The sequence below is a fragment of the Bacillus sp. RSS_NA_20 genome (genome assembly GCF_020165915.1).
In the GTDB taxonomy this organism is placed as follows: Bacteria; Bacillota; Bacilli; order Bacillales; family Bacillaceae; genus Bacillus; species Bacillus altitudinis.
Genome location: NZ_JAIUKW010000005.1, coordinates 788,957 through 804,970, shown reverse-complemented (window position 1 = coordinate 804,970; position 16,014 = coordinate 788,957). Strand labels below are relative to the sequence as shown.

20 protein-coding genes are annotated in these 16,014 nt (G+C 40.1%); 14 read left to right on the top strand and 6 right to left on the bottom strand.

Annotated features, from left to right (window positions below):
• The first annotated feature begins 9 nt into the window (after positions 1-9).
• Entirely contained in the window at positions 10-273 is a 264-nt protein-coding gene (locus LCD32_RS09580) for a YpbS family protein (RefSeq protein WP_008346351.1), read from the top strand.
• Between the two features lie 274 nt (positions 274-547).
• Positions 548-1,435: a 5'-3' exonuclease gene (locus LCD32_RS09575; RefSeq protein ID WP_060781131.1), complete on the top strand. Its 888-nt coding sequence runs from the start codon at positions 548-550 to the stop codon at positions 1,433-1,435.
• Positions 1,436-1,475: 40 nt separating this feature from the next.
• Here the strand turns inward: LCD32_RS09575 and LCD32_RS09570 are convergent, their stop codons facing one another.
• From LCD32_RS09570 to LCD32_RS09560, 3 genes are read right to left on the bottom strand one after another with little or no spacing between them, the layout of a single operon-like run.
• The gene (locus tag LCD32_RS09570; RefSeq protein WP_008346357.1) at positions 1,476-1,601 is read right to left on the bottom strand and encodes a hypothetical protein; all 126 of its coding nucleotides are present in this window, start codon (positions 1,599-1,601) and stop codon (positions 1,476-1,478) included.
• Between the two features lie 43 nt (positions 1,602-1,644).
• Positions 1,645-2,040, bottom strand: a complete 396-nt coding sequence (locus LCD32_RS09565; protein ID WP_017359712.1) for a reverse transcriptase-like protein — start codon at positions 2,038-2,040, stop codon at positions 1,645-1,647.
• Between the two features lies 1 nt (position 2,041).
• Positions 2,042-2,731, bottom strand: coding sequence for a queuosine precursor transporter (locus tag LCD32_RS09560; RefSeq protein WP_017359711.1), 690 nt, complete (start codon positions 2,729-2,731; stop codon positions 2,042-2,044).
• 94 nt (positions 2,732-2,825) lie between these two features.
• On the opposite strand from LCD32_RS09560, the gene LCD32_RS09555 reads away from it, so the two are divergent.
• The 3 genes from LCD32_RS09555 (at position 2,826) to LCD32_RS09545 (ending at position 4,035) form a co-directional block, all read left to right on the top strand.
• A complete protein-coding gene (locus tag LCD32_RS09555) occupies positions 2,826-3,497 on the top strand; it encodes a ribonuclease H family protein (protein WP_017367474.1) in 672 nt (223 codons plus the stop codon).
• A gap of 1 nt (position 3,498) precedes the next feature.
• Positions 3,499-3,681, top strand: a complete 183-nt coding sequence (locus tag LCD32_RS09550) for a zinc-finger domain-containing protein (RefSeq protein ID WP_008346366.1) — start codon at positions 3,499-3,501, stop codon at positions 3,679-3,681.
• A gap of 171 nt (positions 3,682-3,852) precedes the next feature.
• Positions 3,853-4,035 carry a hypothetical protein gene (locus LCD32_RS09545; RefSeq protein ID WP_008346368.1) on the top strand — a complete coding sequence of 61 codons (183 nt, stop codon included), beginning with the start codon at positions 3,853-3,855 and terminating at the stop codon, positions 4,033-4,035.
• Positions 4,036-4,086: 51 nt separating this feature from the next.
• Here the strand turns inward: LCD32_RS09545 and cspD are convergent, their stop codons facing one another.
• Positions 4,087-4,287, bottom strand: coding sequence for a cold-shock protein CspD (gene cspD / locus LCD32_RS09540; RefSeq protein ID WP_003215784.1), 201 nt, complete (start codon positions 4,285-4,287; stop codon positions 4,087-4,089).
• Positions 4,288-4,554: 267 nt separating this feature from the next.
• Here cspD and LCD32_RS09535 point away from each other — a divergent pair, with 267 nt between their 5' ends.
• A complete protein-coding gene (locus LCD32_RS09535) occupies positions 4,555-5,256 on the top strand; it encodes an AIM24 family protein (protein ID WP_017359709.1) in 702 nt (233 codons plus the stop codon).
• 35 nt (positions 5,257-5,291) lie between these two features.
• Here the strand turns inward: LCD32_RS09535 and LCD32_RS09530 are convergent, their stop codons facing one another.
• The gene (locus tag LCD32_RS09530) at positions 5,292-6,443 is read right to left on the bottom strand and encodes a diglucosyl diacylglycerol synthase (RefSeq protein ID WP_007500831.1); all 1,152 of its coding nucleotides are present in this window, start codon (positions 6,441-6,443) and stop codon (positions 5,292-5,294) included.
• Between the two features lie 228 nt (positions 6,444-6,671).
• The gene (gene metA, locus LCD32_RS09525; protein ID WP_058214043.1) at positions 6,672-7,580 is read right to left on the bottom strand and encodes a homoserine O-acetyltransferase MetA; all 909 of its coding nucleotides are present in this window, start codon (positions 7,578-7,580) and stop codon (positions 6,672-6,674) included.
• Between the two features lie 138 nt (positions 7,581-7,718).
• On the opposite strand from metA, the gene LCD32_RS09520 reads away from it, so the two are divergent.
• The 8 genes from LCD32_RS09520 (at position 7,719) to LCD32_RS09485 (ending at position 16,005) form a co-directional block, all read left to right on the top strand.
• Positions 7,719-9,401 carry a formate--tetrahydrofolate ligase gene (locus LCD32_RS09520; RefSeq protein ID WP_058214044.1) on the top strand — a complete coding sequence of 561 codons (1,683 nt, stop codon included), beginning with the start codon at positions 7,719-7,721 and terminating at the stop codon, positions 9,399-9,401.
• Between the two features lie 74 nt (positions 9,402-9,475).
• Positions 9,476-9,958 carry a glutathione peroxidase gene (locus LCD32_RS09515; protein WP_035703303.1) on the top strand — a complete coding sequence of 161 codons (483 nt, stop codon included), beginning with the start codon at positions 9,476-9,478 and terminating at the stop codon, positions 9,956-9,958.
• Between the two features lie 2 nt (positions 9,959-9,960).
• Complete coding sequence (locus LCD32_RS09510) at positions 9,961-10,584, top strand: HD domain-containing protein (protein ID WP_058214045.1); 624 nt, start codon at positions 9,961-9,963, stop codon at positions 10,582-10,584.
• Positions 10,585-10,614: 30 nt separating this feature from the next.
• A complete protein-coding gene (locus LCD32_RS09505; RefSeq protein WP_058214046.1) occupies positions 10,615-11,754 on the top strand; it encodes a conserved virulence factor C family protein in 1,140 nt (379 codons plus the stop codon).
• Between the two features lie 310 nt (positions 11,755-12,064).
• Entirely contained in the window at positions 12,065-13,741 is a 1,677-nt protein-coding gene (gene ilvD / locus LCD32_RS09500; protein WP_007500822.1) for a dihydroxy-acid dehydratase, read from the top strand.
• An 81-nt stretch (positions 13,742-13,822) separates the two neighbouring features.
• Entirely contained in the window at positions 13,823-14,257 is a 435-nt protein-coding gene (locus tag LCD32_RS09495) for a BrxA/BrxB family bacilliredoxin (protein ID WP_008346384.1), read from the top strand.
• Positions 14,258-14,323: 66 nt separating this feature from the next.
• Complete coding sequence (locus LCD32_RS09490) at positions 14,324-15,121, top strand: class I SAM-dependent methyltransferase (protein ID WP_035703297.1); 798 nt, start codon at positions 14,324-14,326, stop codon at positions 15,119-15,121.
• A 266-nt stretch (positions 15,122-15,387) separates the two neighbouring features.
• Complete coding sequence (locus LCD32_RS09485) at positions 15,388-16,005, top strand: YpjP family protein (protein ID WP_007500816.1); 618 nt, start codon at positions 15,388-15,390, stop codon at positions 16,003-16,005.
• Positions 16,006-16,014: the final 9 nt, after the last annotated feature.

The window sequence follows — 16,014 nt, the reverse complement described above, 5'->3', positions numbered from 1 at the left end:
TGATAGACGATGACGAGCGTACACGAAGAAATTTCTGCACATTCACAGAAACAACATGCCCATATCCAATCTTTTCTTGCACTTGAACAAAAAAGAGAGCAGGCGATTGAATCGGCTGTGAAAAAATGTGAACACAATGAACCATTTTCAACAGATGAGATCAACGCCATTACGTCTAAAATGAATGAGCTTGCCCGAGGCGGAATTGTTCCGCTTCGTAAACACGTGACGATTGAGATGGTGGAGGAATACACCCAGCGTAAACAGAAGTAAAGAGTAATTTTCTCATTTTTGGTCATCTTAACAAATGAACCAGAAAGGGGAATGATCATGGCAAAAAAGCAAAACGTAAAGCAGCAGGAGGAGCGCATGCCGAAGGAAAAAGACATGCCATCCTACGCAGAAGCGGAAACGAAAAAAATGCAATATGGTAAAAAGTAATCGGGCTGCCTCTTCTTTATCAAAAGAAGAAGGCGCCTTTTTTATGTTCGTTTCGATGTTCTATGATAGAATAGGAGTATTGTTTATAAAAAGGGAGTTTAGATGAATGAATAAACACGTCTTACTTGTAGATGGAATGGCACTTCTTTTTAGGTCGTTTTATGCGACGGCTGTCCATCGCAATTTTATGATAAATGATCGTGGTGTACCGACAAATGGAGTGAATGGTTATTTGAAGCATTTGTTAACAGCTGTCCAAACATTTGAGCCGACTCATATAGTTTGCTGCTGGGATATGGGAAGCCAGACATACCGGAACGAATTATTTCAAGATTATAAAGCCAATCGAGGTGAGGCGCCTGTTGAGCTTATCCCGCAGTTTGATTTAGCAAAAGAGGCGACAGAAGAACTGGGGATCATGAACATTGGTGTGAAAGGTTTTGAAGCAGATGATTGTATTGGAACGCTTGCATCAATCTATCAAAACGAAGCACATGTGACCGTCTTAACAGGAGATAAAGATTTGCTGCAGATCTTGAATGAACAAGTGACCGTGGCTTTAATGCAAAAAGGCATCGGGAATTATAAGCATTATACAAAAGCCATTTTTGAAGAGGAAATGGGCATTTCTCCAAAGGCGCTGATTGATATGAAAGCGCTGATGGGTGATTCTAGCGATAATTACCCTGGTGTAAAAGGAATCGGCGAAAAAACAGCATTGAAATTTATTCAAACGTATGAAACGATTGATCGACTGTTAGAAAATGTTCATGCATTAACGGCAGCTCAGCAAAAGAAAATGCAAGCAGGTTTAGAAGATCTGAAGCTTTCTCGTATACTGGCAGAAATTAAATGTGATGTACCACTCAGCTGTCCGATTGATCAAACAAAAATGAACATCAATCCAGAACGGGTAGCCGCGATGCTGCGCTTGCATCAAATTAAAGGGATCGAACCAATGGTTAACCGCTTAAGTCAATTAGGAATCAGTTAAGGTTGTTCTTACGTAGAAAAGAAACAAAGGGCTACATGTATTAGCCCTTTGTGTTGCTTTTTTTCGCCTTATTTTCTAATTGCGATATTGGCTGTTTATCTTTTGTCTGCGCATCACCTTGAGGAGTCGTTCCGTTTGTGACACGGCCTCTGTTCTCTTTATCCAATTCGTATCACCTCACACATTAGCATAACCAAAAGAAAAGCGATTCATCCTTTTGAAAGGTGAATCGCTTTTCTAGCGAGCTGATCAGCCACTTGATTTTCCTTGCTCGGAATCCACTTAATGAAAAATAAATCAAATTCGCTTTGAAGCTGCAGCATTTCTTCGATAAAATGACGAAAAGATGGATTTTTAGCAAATCCTGCATTGGCTGCACGATCCACTACTTGTGAATCTGTGCGGAATGAAACGGTCCGTAATCCTTTTTCTACGCATATTTTCATGCCTTCAATGAGCGCAGAAAACTCTGCTTCATGATTGCTCATGATGCCAAGAGGAATGGAGAAAGACTCAGCTTTTCCGTCATATTTCAAGAAAATGCCGATGCCAGATGGACCTGGGTTTCCGGCACTAGCACCGTCAATATATATTTCAGCTGGCAATTTAATTCCCCCTTTCATCAATCGGAACCATTTTTTTCGCCGCATAGGCATAAGGTGTGCCAATGGCAGCGACGATAAATTTAATCACATAAGTCGTGATGAAAATTTCGATCCATATATGGAATGGGTAGGTACCAAGAAAGGCAATGGTTGTGAAAACGAGTGTATCAAGCAGCTGGCTAATCATTGTACTCCCCGCATTTCGCAGCCAGAGCGCACCGTCTGAAGGAAATATCCGGCGAATAAACGAATATACATAAACATCTAACATTTGACTGATGATATAAGCAGCAAGACTACCAAGAGCGACCCTTGGCATAAAGCCAAATATCGTTTCTAATGATGATTGGGAAATGTCAGATGGAGCGGGATGGAAAAGCAAAGCCTCCTGCATGACAACAGTTAATGTTAAAAGGGTGGCAAAGCCAATCCAGACAGCTTTTTTCGCTTCGGTTTGTCCATATTTTTCATTTAGGACGTCCGTTGCAAAGAACACACTGCCGTATAAAATGTTGCCAAGTGTTGCCGTTAAGCCAAATAATTCAACGGTTTTGACCACTTGTAAATTGGCAGCAACTGTTGCAAAACCAATCCAGACGAAAAGCCCCATCTTGCCAAATCCTTTATAAAATAGAAGAACAATGATAAAATTAATGATCGCAAATAAGATCCAAATACCTTCATTAAACAAGTGACATGAACTTCCTTTCTAAATGTAAAATGTAACTTTTTGATTATAGCATAACGAACGTTTACCTTAAAAGTACGGGAAGGCGATGTGATCAATGAAACTAAGAGCACACTATACAATGAAAGTGAAATCGATTGGGTCCATTGCTTTTTTCCAAGAAGATTGGATGGAGCTCAAAGAAGCCTTGCTTTTAGCAAAACATATAGACAAAAAAGAACCGCAGTCACTTCTATCATTTGAAGATGAAAAGGGTGCGATGTGGTCGATGAAAGAACTTGAAAAGCTAAACGAAGAACTTAGGCTTGAACCCGATCAGCTTCAGGTCTATTTTGATGCGAGTTTTCGCAAAGAAACAGGTGATGCTGGGCTTGGAATTGTCGTGTATTATCAGCTCGGACAGGATGCATACCGGTTAAGGAAGAATCAGCCTTTTCAGAGCACCACGAACAATGAGGCAGAGTATGCGGCTTTATTTGAAGCGGTAAAAGCTTTAAAAGAACTGGGAGCCAGCAGAAACTCTGTTACGATTAGAGGAGATTCTCTTGTTGTGATGAATCAGCTCAAAGGGGAATGGCCTTGTTATGATGATATACATAACAAATGGCTCGACCGAATTGAGGCTGCGATCAAAGAGCTGAAGCTCACGCCAACATATGAAGTCATCGATCGTAAACAAAATGCAGAAGCAGATCAGCTTGCCAGACAGATACTTGCAGACGTCCCCATCGAAAGTAAGTTGAAATTAGAAGCAGACGGAGCTGAATAAAGTGGATAAAAAAACAGCAGTAAAAGAATTAACAGATCTTCAAGACACGTATTGTTCAGATTGCTTGATTAAGAAGCACTTTCGCAAAGAATTTGGCAAAAAATACGCGCACTCCTTTTGTATACAGCAATGCACGGTAGGAGAGAAGATCAAACAATACGGGAATGAATTACTCAAAAAATAAGCGTACACTCCGGTTTTCCTCTAGATGTATCATACGCTCACGAAAAAAAACGAATAGAATGTGTAAAAAAAGAACATATTCTGAAAAATGAGCCGATATAACTATAGAAAGTTTTGGTTGAGTTACTTTTTGACTAAGTGACGGATAATAGAGGAAAAGGGGAAGGCCGGCATGGATAATAAGGATTTTGAAACGGTATTACATCGGACATTTCAAGAGGTGTACAGTGATCTAGAGCAACTGGTAGATGTAGCAAAGAAGGGAAGACCTTTTCTCGAAAAAGATATCTCTGAAATTGAACAAAGATTAAAGCAAAATATTTTAGCGATTGAAATTCAGCTGAAAATCAAATAAGAGAGGCATACGCCTCTCTTTATTTTGTCGTTTCATCATTGATTGAGTTGATTAGATTTTTGTTACGTTTGCAGCTTGAGGTCCACGATTACCTTCAACGATTTCAAAAGAAACTTCTTGTCCTTCTTCTAGAGATTTGTAACCGTCACCTTCGATAGCTGTGAAGTGAACGAATACGTCGTCTCCGCCTTCAACTTCAATGAAGCCGAAACCTTTTTCATTATTGAACCATTTTACTTTACCGTTTTGCATATTGCTTTTTCCTCCTAGTACTGTAGCACACCTTTTGGCATACTAAAAAAAATTTTTCATCACCTAACGACTTAAGCAGTTGTTAAATGATGGTTCCACTATACACCATCAAAAGTAAAGCGTCAAGCAGGCAAGCCAAATTTTGAGCAGAATGTTTGATTTTTTTGTTTTTTTAGTGAATGACATTTATCTATAAAACGTCCTAATCTCATGAAACCTAATGTATAACTTGTCCGTATATAGTAAAAATACAGAAAGAGGTGCGTCATGAATCGTTACACAATTGAGGAGTTTGTTCAGAATACGCAGCAAGAAGACAAAGGGGAAGGGGTCTTCGAACTTGAAACATCAAGATTGTTAGAAATTAATTTAACAGATACCATTTGGGCAAAGACAGGCTCCATGGTTTCGTATCGCGGGAAAATAAAGTTTGAACGTGAAGGTGTATTTGAACACGGTGTGTCAAAGATGTTCAAAAAAATGTTATCAGGAGAAGGAACCTCTTTGATGAAGGCCACAGGTGATGGGAAATTATATGTAGCAGACCAAGGGAAAAAAATCTCGATTCTTCGATTGGCTCAAGGGGAGTCTATTTTCGTTAATGGAAACGACCTGCTCGCATTTGAACCGTCAGTTCGGTGGGATATTAAATTAATGAAAAAGGTGTCTGGCATGCTTGCAGGCGGATTATTTAATGTCAAACTTGAAGGACCAGGTCTTGTGGCAATCACAAGTCATTACGAACCGCTGACGCTGATTGTTCAGCCAGGTGATTCTGTTTATACAGATCCGAATGCGACGGTCGCATGGTCAGGAGATTTGCAGACTGAATTTGTGACAGATGTATCGTTCAAAACGTTTATTGGCAGGGGAAGCGGAGAGTCCATTCAAATGAAGTTTAGCGGAAGTGGCTTTGTTGTTGTTCAGCCGTTTGAAGAAGTATATACAACGAATGGAAATCAAGGTTAAAAGAAAAAAGGTGTCCGTCAATGACGGGCACCTTTTTATGATAATGCTTGAGCATACGATTTGTTGCTCATGATCAGATCTGATTGTTCGACGATATCTTCTAAAATGGTTTGAGAAGACTGTTTTAAGTGTAATTTTTTGATGTTTTGTTTCATGGATTCTAATTTTTCTTCGTCTTGCAGCAAGTTGGTGACAGATTCTAAAATGTCTTCGTGTCTGTTGATGACAATGGCAGCGCCGTAATCTTCAAAGAAAAGAGCATTTTCTTTTTCTTGTCCTGGAACAGGTTTGTAAAGAATAACTGGGACACCAATTGCTGTTGCTTCTGTTAATGTAATTCCGCCCGGTTTTGTAATCATACAGTCCGTTACTCTGAACAATTCATCAATTTGTTCCACATATCCAAGCGCCTTCAATTGATTTGGGTGTGCTTGTTCAAGTTCGCTAAGCGATTGCTTCAGCGCTGCATTCTTACCGCACACAACAACAATTTGTACTTCACTGTCAAGAAGTAGTGCTTCACACAGTTCCTTCACATTTTTTAGTACACCATGGGCACCCGCCATAATGAGAAGGACTTTTTTGTCTGATGATAATCCATATTTTTTATAGATGATCGATTTAGGCACGTCTACTTCAAATTGTGGTCTAATCGGAATGCCTGTTACCTTGACATCGCTTGGATGTGTGCCGATTTCTACTAGCTTTTGTTTCACATAATCGGTTGCAACATAGTATCGGTCAATGTTTTCATGTACCCAAATTTTATGAAGACAAAAGTCTGTCATCACATTAAATGTTGGAATGACTTTACCTGTTTTGTTTCGGTATTCAGGTACAACAATCATCGGGAATGTAATGATGATGATATCCGGATTGTGTAATTGAATTAATTCATCAAGACGCTTATTTCCCATCTTTAAATAAATGTTAAATTTGCGTTTATTGTAAATTTTATCTACACCGTAATAAAACAAGCGATAAAATTGTTTCCCAATGGAGAAGCTCTTTAAATATAAATATTGAGTCACTTCAGACACAATGGGATTTGATTCTTGATACAAATTAGAAACTATCACATGTTCAAACCCTTGGGATTTGCATTCATCATACAGTGTTTTTGCAACCTGCATATGTCCATTTCCATAATTTGCGGTCAAGATTAATATTTTTTTATTGGTATTCAAGAATATTCACCTCAAATGTAATCAACAACAACAAAACTTCGTACGAAAACTATAAATCTCATAGGTCTACATATACATAAAGATAACATATAAACAGCGAGAGCATATCATTCGTTACGAAAGAATTAAACTAATTTTAAAAAACAAACAGACTAAATTGATAATGGAAGACAGAGCCATTTGTATTTTAACACATTTTAAGCATTTATCATCAGACTACAGTCTATTTTATTCCCACACATATGGTGTTTCTTGATAAACATAGTAATTAAGCCAATTCATAAACAGCAAAGTAGCATGGGCTTTCCAGCGGTTCACTGGAACTAATGTGTCTCCATCTTCTATGAAATAGTGGACGGGTTTTTTGACTGTATCATGTTTCAACAAATCTCTTTCATATTCCTGCTTCAATGTATCTGTATCGTATTCAGGATGTCCAGTTAAAAATACTTGTTTATCATCATCTGAAACAATTAAACAAACACCAGCTTCCTCAGACGTGCTCAATACTTTTAGATTCGGCGTGTTTTTTAATTGTTCTGTATTAATATCTGTATGCCTAGAATGTGGGACATAGTATACTTCATCGAAACCTCTTACTAATCTTTCTTTTTTCTTTTTGACAAGATGCTCAAAGACACCGAATTTTTTCTCTGGAAGCTTGATTTTTTCAATGCCATAATGATGATATAGACCTGCCTGTGCCCCCCAGCATATATGGAGAGTAGACGTCACATTCGTTTTACTCCAGTCCAAAATGTCCTGCAGTTCTTTCCAATAGGAAACTTCTTCGAAAGCTAAATGCTCAATTGGTGCACCTGTAATGACCATGCCATCAAATTTTTTATGGCGAATCGATTCAAAGGTCGTATAAAATTCATCTAGATGCTCTCTCGATGTATTCTTCGGTGTATGTGTACTTGGAATCAAAAATGTAAAATACACTTGCAACGGAGAATTTCCGAGCATTCTCAGCAGCTGCGTTTCAGTTTGTATTTTTTTGGGCATTAAGTTTAAGATCACGATATTCAAAGGACGGATATCTTGTTTGAATGCCCTTGTCTCATCCATGACGAAAATGTTTTCGCTCTCTAGTATTTGTTTTGCCGGCAGATGAACTGGTATGTTAATAGGCAACTCGCCACCCCCTGAACCAAAGCTAATTTCACTTCATTATAGGAACTTTCTGGCGATATTTCAATGTTTCAATTATGTTACAATGAAAAATAGAGCAAAAAAGAAAGCTGTTTCTGTCAAAAAAGGAGGCCATTAATCATGATTACAAAGCATTTATCAGATATTGACATTGCCCAAAAGGCAAAGCTGAGACCGATTCAAGACATCGCAGCAAAATTACAAATACATGACGAAGAATTAGAATGCTATGGTTTCACAAAAGCGAAAATATCTTTGACTATTTTTGACCGTTTAAAGGAACAAAAAGAAGGAAATGTGATTCTTGTGACTTCGATCAACCCAACGCCAGCAGGTGAGGGGAAGTCCACCGTAACAGTTGGCCTCGGTCAAGCCTTCGAGAAAATTGGGAAAAAAGCGATCATTGCCATGCGTGAACCTTCACTAGGTCCCACAATGGGTATTAAAGGCGGTGCAGCTGGCGGCGGATATTCACAGGTGTTGCCTATGGAAGAAATTAATCTTCATTTCACAGGGGATTTTCATGCGATTACATCTGCACATAACGCTTTATCTGCTTTTATTGATAATCATATCCATCACGGAAATGAGCTTGGAATCGACGCACGCCGAATTGTATGGAAACGAGTGTTAGATTTAAACGATCGTGCTCTAAGACAAGTGGTCGTAGGACTTGGCGGTCAATTAAATGGGTACCCTAGAGAAGATGGATTTGATATTACGGTTGCATCCGAAATGATGGCCATCCTCTGTTTAGCAGACGACTTAAACGATCTGAAAAAACGTCTTTCTTCTATTGTTGTTGCCTACAATCAAGAAGGTGAACCGGTCACAGTTGGAAATCTAGGATATGAAGGCGTATTAACCTTGCTTTTAAAAGATGCGCTGAAACCAAACCTTGTTCAAACGATTGAAGGAACTCCAGCCCTTGTTCATGGTGGTCCTTTTGCCAATATTGCACATGGATGCAATAGTTTAATTGCCACAAAAATGGCGGCAAAACTAGCAGATTACGTCGTAACAGAAGCGGGATTTGGTGCAGACCTCGGCGCGGAAAAATTTCTTCACATCAAAACAAGAGCCGGTGATTTTAAACCAGGCGCTGTTGTCATTGTAGCAACTGTCAGGGCGCTAAAAATGCATGGCGGAATGCAGAAAACAGAGCTCAAGGAAGCAAATGCACAGGCTGTATTAGAAGGTATACATAATTTAGAGAAGCATATTGAAACAGTGCAAGCCTTCGGTCTACCATATATCGTTGCAGTGAACCGTTTTATTACCGATACAAAAGAAGAAATTCAAGCAATAGAAAACTGGTGCGAAACGAATGGACATCCAGTCAAAGCGGTCAATGTATGGGAAGAAGGGGGAGCTGGCGGCGTAGCACTTGCCGAAGAGCTCACGACACTCATTGAAAAGAATGAAAACAGCTTTTCTTATTTATATGAGGAGCAAGATTCCATTGAAGAAAAGTTGTCAAAAGTCGCCAAAGTGGTTTATGGTGCAGACGGCGTCAACCTTACATCAAAAGCAAGAAAGCAGCTAGCTGCAATTGAAAAAAATGGCTGGGCCCATTTGCCGGTTTGTATGGCAAAAACGCAATATTCACTATCGGATGATCCGGCTTTAATCGGCAGACCAAAAGGTTTTACCGTTACGATTCGAGAGTTAAAACCATCTGTAGGAGCAGGTTTTATCGTTGCACTAACGGGAAGCATTCTGACCATGCCAGGTCTCCCTAAAAAACCTGCGGCACTTGAGATGAATTTATTAGAAGACGGCAGTGTGACTGGACTCTTTTAGCAGGAAGCATAAAAAGCGATTTTCTAAAAGAAGCATGTTACGATAGGAAAAAGTGAATCCTAGGAGGCTATGAGATGTCAATTTATGATATTCAGGTCAAGACCATTAACGGTCAGGAAAAATCAATGGCAGATTACAAAGGGAAAGTACTGATCATCGTGAACACAGCGAGCAAATGTGGACTGACCCCTCAATTTAAACAATTACAAGAGTTATACGATCAATATCATGAAAAGGGCCTTGAAATTTTAGGATTTCCGTGCAATCAATTTATGAATCAAGAGCCAGAAGGGGAAGAAGCAATTCAAGAATTCTGTTCGTTAAACTATGGTGTGACCTTCCCGATGTTTGCAAAAGTAGATGTCAATGGTGACAATGCGCATCCGCTTTTCAAATACTTAACGAGTCAAGCGAAAGGTGTGCTTGGTACAAAAACGGTGAAATGGAATTTCACAAAATTTATCGTTGACCAAAACGGAGAAGTGACTGAACGATTCTCTCCTAAAACACCACCAAAAGAATTAGAAAGCTCCATTATCGCTCTCTTGGAGAAATAAGCATGTATTCGAGTAAGCAACAAGAACAATTGGAGGCAGCTGCCTCCTTTGTTTCAAAACAGCTAAAGAATGAACCGACTGGACACGATGAAGCTCATATCAATCGTGTGCGCCAGCTTGCCGTCCATATTGCACAACAGGAGGGCGGGTCGCTTTTTGTCATTGAAATGGCAGCGATTGTCCATGATGTCATTGATGACAAGCTGTCTAGTGAATGGAAGCTTTCACCGCATGATCTCAAGCAGCAGCTCCTTTTGTGGGATGTGGGCATGCGAGATATTCGCTATATCATGGATATCATTACAACGATGTCTTTTCGTCACCGGCATATGAAGCATCAACCAGTGACATTAGAAGGGACCATTGTTCAAGATGCAGATCGGCTAGATGCAATAGGTGCAACCGGGATTGCAAGGGTGTTTACATATGCAGGTGCAAAAGGGGAGCCTCACTATACAGAGGGTGCTCACCAAGGCACAGTACTTTTGCATATGCAAGAAAAGCTGCTTCATTTAAAAGACTTGATGAACACACGTGCTGGAAAGCAGCTGGCTCATGAGCGGCATGAGTTTATGTGTCTATTTATTAAGACATGGAAAGAAGAATGCGGCCTTACAGATGAGTAGGGTCTTTATGTGTGTAAGGAGGATGTATAGATGAAAATAACTGCCATAGAACCAACGCCAAGCCCGAATACAATGAAAGTCATTTTGACAGAAGCGCTTGCAGGCGGTAAAAGCAATAACTACAAAAAAGATCAAAAAGACGAAGCGCCAGAGATGATCAAGCGCATTTTAACCATTGAAGGTGTAAAAGGTGTTTACCATGTAGCCGATTTCTTAGCGGTTGAGCGCAATGCGAAATTTGACTGGCAAGGTATTTTACAGCAAGTCAGAGAAGCCTTTGGACAAGAAACAGAAGGTCTTCAGGGAGAATTGCAGTCAGGTGATGACACATTTGGAGAAGTCAAAGTGTTTGTTCAAATGTTTAATGGGATTCCGATGCAGGTGAAGCTGACAGACGGTGAAAGAGAAGAACGATTTGGAATGCCTGAACGTTTCCAGGCAGCGATTTTAAAGCTAAGAAGCAGTTCAGATAATGTTGTATTTGAACGTGTGTGGAAAGAACATGGCGTTCGTTTTGGAGAATTTGCTGATATCGGTCAAGAAGTCACAGAAGAGCTGCAAGCTGCATATGACGACGAGCGTTTATCCCGTTTAACAGAGGCAGTGAAGGAAGGTCAAGAGGCTGTAGATAAACAAGTGAACCGAAAAGCATATGATGTGACAGAAGAGATGCTGCGCGATGAAGATTGGAAGAAACGTTTTGCTCATTTAGAGCAAATGCAGCCAGAGAAAAAAGATATACCTGTTTTAATGAAAGCGATGGAGGACCCAAAAACATCGATTCGCAGACAAGCTGTTGTGAATGCTGGCATGATTGAAGATCCAGACATTTTGCCTATTTTGTATAAAGGGCTTGAAGATAAAACAGTGACAGTTAGAAGAACTGCTGGAGATTGTATTTCAGATCTTGGTGATTCTAGTGCGATTGAAGCGATGATCCAAGCCTTAAAGGACCCAAGTAAGCTTGTCCGCTGGCGTGCGGCCATGTTCCTTTATGAAGAAGGTGACGAAACAGCACTAGAAGCTTTAAAAGAAGCGGAGCAGGACCCTGAATTTGAAGTCAGTCTTCAAGTGAAAATGGCCATCGAACGAATTGAGCACGGAGAAGAAGCAAAAGGCTCTGTGTGGAAGCAAATGACAGAAAGTAGAAAAAATGCATCAGAATCATAAGAAAGACGAGCAGGCTGCCAATAAAAGGCAGCTTGTTTTCTGAAAATGGCTTTTTTATTGGCAGAAAAATTTTTTTAGAAAAATTATTTTGAATATTGTTGAAATATGAGAAAAAACTCTATATAGTAGTACCAATATAGAATATTGGAGGTCAGATTTTATGACACAATCCTTGCTGAGCACTTGCTTCAGCAGAGAAATCAGTCACTATCTATTATAGGTGGCTAAATAAACAGAAAATTTGTAAAATAAAATGAACTCAAAATCATACAGTCAACAAGACTAGTAGTATAGGAGGCTTTTTAAACAGATGGCAGAACTTCGCAGTAATATGATTAAACAAGGAATTGACAGAGCACCTCACCGAAGCTTACTAAGAGCAGCTGGGGTAAAAGATGAGGATTTTGGCAAGCCGTTTATTGCCGTATGTAATTCCTATATTGATATTGTCCCAGGACATGTCCATCTTCAGGAATTCGGAAAAATTGTGAAAGAAGCCATTCGTGAAGCTGGCGGTGTTCCATTTGAATTCAATACAATCGGGGTAGATGATGGTATTGCGATGGGGCATATTGGGATGAGATATTCATTGCCAAGCCGTGAAATCATTGCTGATTCAGTAGAGACCGTAGTGTCTGCACACTGGTTTGATGGCATGGTTTGTATTCCTAACTGTGATAAAATCACGCCAGGTATGATGATGGCTGCCATGCGTGTGAATATCCCAACTGTATTTGTCAGTGGTGGACCGATGGAAGCTGGGAGAACAAGTGATGGCAGAAAAATTTCGCTTTCTTCTGTCTTTGAAGGCGTAGGCGCATACCAATCAGGGAAAATTAATGAAGAGGAATTAAACGAATTAGAGCAATTTGGCTGTCCAACATGTGGATCTTGCTCTGGTATGTTTACAGCAAACTCAATGAACTGTCTAGCAGAGGCGCTTGGGATTGCTCTTCCTGGAAATGGAACCATTCTGGCGACTTCACCAGAACGAAGAGAATTTGCGAAGAAGTCAGCAAAACAATTGATGGAGCTGATCAAAAAAGACATTAAACCACGTGATATTGTCACGGAAAAAGCGATTGATAACGCATTTGCTTTAGATATGGCACTTGGTGGTTCAACCAATACAGTTCTTCATACATTGGCGATTGCAAACGAAGCAGGCGTTGAATATTCACTTGAGCGTATCAATGAAGTCGCAGAACGTGTGCCGCATTTATCTAAACTTGCTCCAGCTTCAGATGTATATATTGAAGATTTACATGAAGCTGGCGGAGTGACCGCTGCACTAAATGAATTGTCCAAAAAAGAGGGGGCTCTTCATTTAGATACCATGACCGTCACAGCGAAAACGTTAGGCGAGAACATTGCAGGTCATGAGGTAAAAGATTATAACGTCATTTATCCAATTGACAAGCCATTTACTGAAAAGGGCGGCTTAGCCGTTTTATTTGGAAACCTTGCGCCAGATGGAGCAATCATTAAAACAGGCGGTGTACAAGACGGCATCACACGTCATGAAGGACCTGCGATCGTATTTGAATCCCAAGAGGAAGCACTTGAAGGAATCATTAATCGAAAAGTAGAAGCAGGACATGTTGTCATTATTCGTTATGAAGGACCTAAAGGCGGTCCAGGTATGCCTGAAATGCTTGCACCAACTTCACAAATTGTTGGAATGGGACTTGGTCCAAAGGTTGCTTTAATTACAGACGGACGATTCTCCGGTGCTTCTCGCGGATTGTCTATTGGACACGTTTCTCCAGAGGCAGCAGAAGGCGGCCCGCTTGCCTTTGTTGAAAATGGTGATCATGTCGTTGTTGATATCGAAAAACGCATTTTAAGCGTAGATGTCCCGGAAGAAGAATGGGAAAAAAGAAAAGCAAACTGGAAAGGCTTTGAGCCAAAAGTAAAAACAGGTTACCTTGCCAGATACTCAAAACTTGTGACATCAGCCAATACAGGCGGAATCATGAAAATTTAATGTGAAATTGATCATTTGAAAATTGGCTCTCTCTATAGTATCCTTTATTCACAACATAAGGATTATAGAGGGGGCTTTTTTATGTCAATGGCATATGAAGAATATATGCGTCAGCTCGTCGTACCAATGCGCCAAGAACTGACAAGTGCAGGGTTTCAAGAATTGACGACTGAAGAAGAAGTAGAAAAAACGATGCAGGAAGCAGAAGGAACAACATTTGTTGTCGTCAATTCCGTATGCGGATGTGCTGCCGGTTTAGCACGCCCTGCTGCTACTCAAGCTGTCATGAAAGCAGAAAAAGCACCAGATCGAATGGTGACGGTCTTTGCTGGTCAGGACCGGGAAGCAACGGCTAAAATGAGAGAATACTTCACAGGTGAGGAGCCATCTTCTCCATCTATGGCACTTTTAAAAGGAAATGAACTCGTTCATTTTATTCCGCGTGACGAAATTGAAGGTCATGAAATGGAAGATATTATGAAGAACGTCTTATCTGCATTTGAAAAACATTGCTAATACAAATATTGAAATGTCCTGTGATCCAATCAGGGCATTTTTTCTTGATTATGATGGAGGAACGACATGCTCATTACAACAAGCTTTAGAGCAAATGAACAAACAATTGAAACGGCAAAGGCCCTCGCAAAGGACTTACATGGTGAGTATATCGAGCGGCGTAAACAATCTGTCAAACAGCTTGCGATCAAGCGGGGGGATGTACTCGTTGTTGGGAAAGAACGATTTGAATGGTATCAGCCAAATGGTGAAAAGTTCTTTTTCCATCCAAGCTCAGCGATGTTTAGGGTGAAGCGGGTCCTTCGTGGTGAAAAAGATCCATTAATAGAAGCAGCACAATTAAAGTCGGGCGATTCCTTTTTAGATTGTACGCTTGGCTTAGGATCTGATGCGATTACCGCAAGCTGCGCTACAGGAGCCAATGGAAAAGTGTCCGGTATTGAAAAAAATCCAATGACGGCATTGCTTGTTCGAGAAGGACTCAGCACATGGGAAACAGGTGTGAGAGAGGCAGACGAAGCGATGAAACGGATATCTGTCATCAGCGGGGATAGTATTGAGCAGTTAAAGAAGCTCCCTGATCGATCCTATGATATCGTCTATTTCGACCCAATGTTTGAAGAAACCATACAAGAGTCTGCTAGTATGATGCCGCTTCGTCATGCAGCTGAGCATCATTTTGACCATGAAACCGCTGTGAAAGAAGCAATGAGAGTGGCTAGAAAAAGAGTGGTTTTAAAAGATCATTGGAAAAGCACACGATTTACCACTGATTCCTATCAATTTCAGGTGATGAAACGTAAAACCGCCCAATTCCATTACGGATATATCTCAATAGAAGAAGACAAATCAACAAAACTTTAATCACTCTTAACAATTAAAAAAGCCCTATTTCAGGGCTTTTAATCGGTGATCTCCATATAGACAAAATAAAATAACGTCAGCAAGGAAGCTGTGATGAAAAACCCTTCAAGCATATCCATTCCTCCCAAATTTTAGTCGTCGTTACTGTCATTGTAAACGTTTTATCATGAAAAAGAAAGTCTCAACTCAATGACCAAATTGAATGACTGAAAATTCATTATATGCTAGAATAGCAGTATGATAACTTATGGAAGGAATTAGATATCATGAAAATGTGGATGAGAAAAACGCTTGTTGCACTCTTTACGATTGCGACTTTTGGTTTAATCTCTCCTCCATCGGCTTTGATGACAGACAAGCCATCTGAACTTTCTTCATCTGATAAAGCACCTTATACAGCAGTTTATGATACATCAGATGATACGCGCAGCTGGGAATTATCGCAAGAAGACAACAAAGAGCGGGTAGACCCCTTTGAGCAATATAAGCAAGAGGTTCTATCAAGTGCAGAAAACCAATCCTTTCTCAAATTTGGTCGTAAAATCACACCTGTCATTGAGGACGAGTATAGAGAAGAGATTCAACCAAAAATTGAACAAGTGTTAACCGACTTTTTAACAAATTTCAAAGATGACGAAAAATTTCAAGATGTTGTTTTAACTGATCAACCTTCAAGCGGAAATGGGGAAAAAATCTTCCACATTTATAATAGAAAGACTGGAGAAGATTTGCTTCGTTTTCATGTCAGGAGAGATCAGCCGCCTCACAGCGGATATTGGTTTAATTTTCACTACCATACAGCAGAAGATGGATTCCAGACGCATCATGAACTCGGTAATATTTACTGGGATAAAAACACCCCGCCGAGCTGGATGAGCCACTAGAAGGAGATG

What these genes read in the sequence shown, in the direction of transcription:
- LCD32_RS09580 (WP_008346351.1), top strand. Translation starts at nt 10, where the DNA reads ATGACGAGCGTACACGAAGAAATTTCTGCACATTCACAGAAACAACAT.
- LCD32_RS09575 (WP_060781131.1), top strand. Translation starts at nt 548, where the DNA reads ATGAATAAACACGTCTTACTTGTAGATGGAATGGCACTTCTTTTTAGG.
- LCD32_RS09555 (WP_017367474.1), top strand. Translation starts at nt 2,826, where the DNA reads ATGAAACTAAGAGCACACTATACAATGAAAGTGAAATCGATTGGGTCC.
- LCD32_RS09545 (WP_008346368.1), top strand. Translation starts at nt 3,853, where the DNA reads ATGGATAATAAGGATTTTGAAACGGTATTACATCGGACATTTCAAGAG.
- cspD (WP_003215784.1), bottom strand. Translation starts at nt 4,287, where the DNA reads ATGCAAAACGGTAAAGTAAAATGGTTCAATAATGAAAAAGGTTTCGGC.
- LCD32_RS09535 (WP_017359709.1), top strand. Translation starts at nt 4,555, where the DNA reads ATGAATCGTTACACAATTGAGGAGTTTGTTCAGAATACGCAGCAAGAA.
- LCD32_RS09520 (WP_058214044.1), top strand. Translation starts at nt 7,719, where the DNA reads ATGATTACAAAGCATTTATCAGATATTGACATTGCCCAAAAGGCAAAG.
- LCD32_RS09515 (WP_035703303.1), top strand. Translation starts at nt 9,476, where the DNA reads ATGTCAATTTATGATATTCAGGTCAAGACCATTAACGGTCAGGAAAAA.
- LCD32_RS09510 (WP_058214045.1), top strand. Translation starts at nt 9,961, where the DNA reads ATGTATTCGAGTAAGCAACAAGAACAATTGGAGGCAGCTGCCTCCTTT.
- LCD32_RS09505 (WP_058214046.1), top strand. Translation starts at nt 10,615, where the DNA reads ATGAAAATAACTGCCATAGAACCAACGCCAAGCCCGAATACAATGAAA.
- ilvD (WP_007500822.1), top strand. Translation starts at nt 12,065, where the DNA reads ATGGCAGAACTTCGCAGTAATATGATTAAACAAGGAATTGACAGAGCA.
- LCD32_RS09495 (WP_008346384.1), top strand. Translation starts at nt 13,823, where the DNA reads ATGTCAATGGCATATGAAGAATATATGCGTCAGCTCGTCGTACCAATG.
- LCD32_RS09490 (WP_035703297.1), top strand. Translation starts at nt 14,324, where the DNA reads ATGCTCATTACAACAAGCTTTAGAGCAAATGAACAAACAATTGAAACG.
- LCD32_RS09485 (WP_007500816.1), top strand. Translation starts at nt 15,388, where the DNA reads ATGAAAATGTGGATGAGAAAAACGCTTGTTGCACTCTTTACGATTGCG.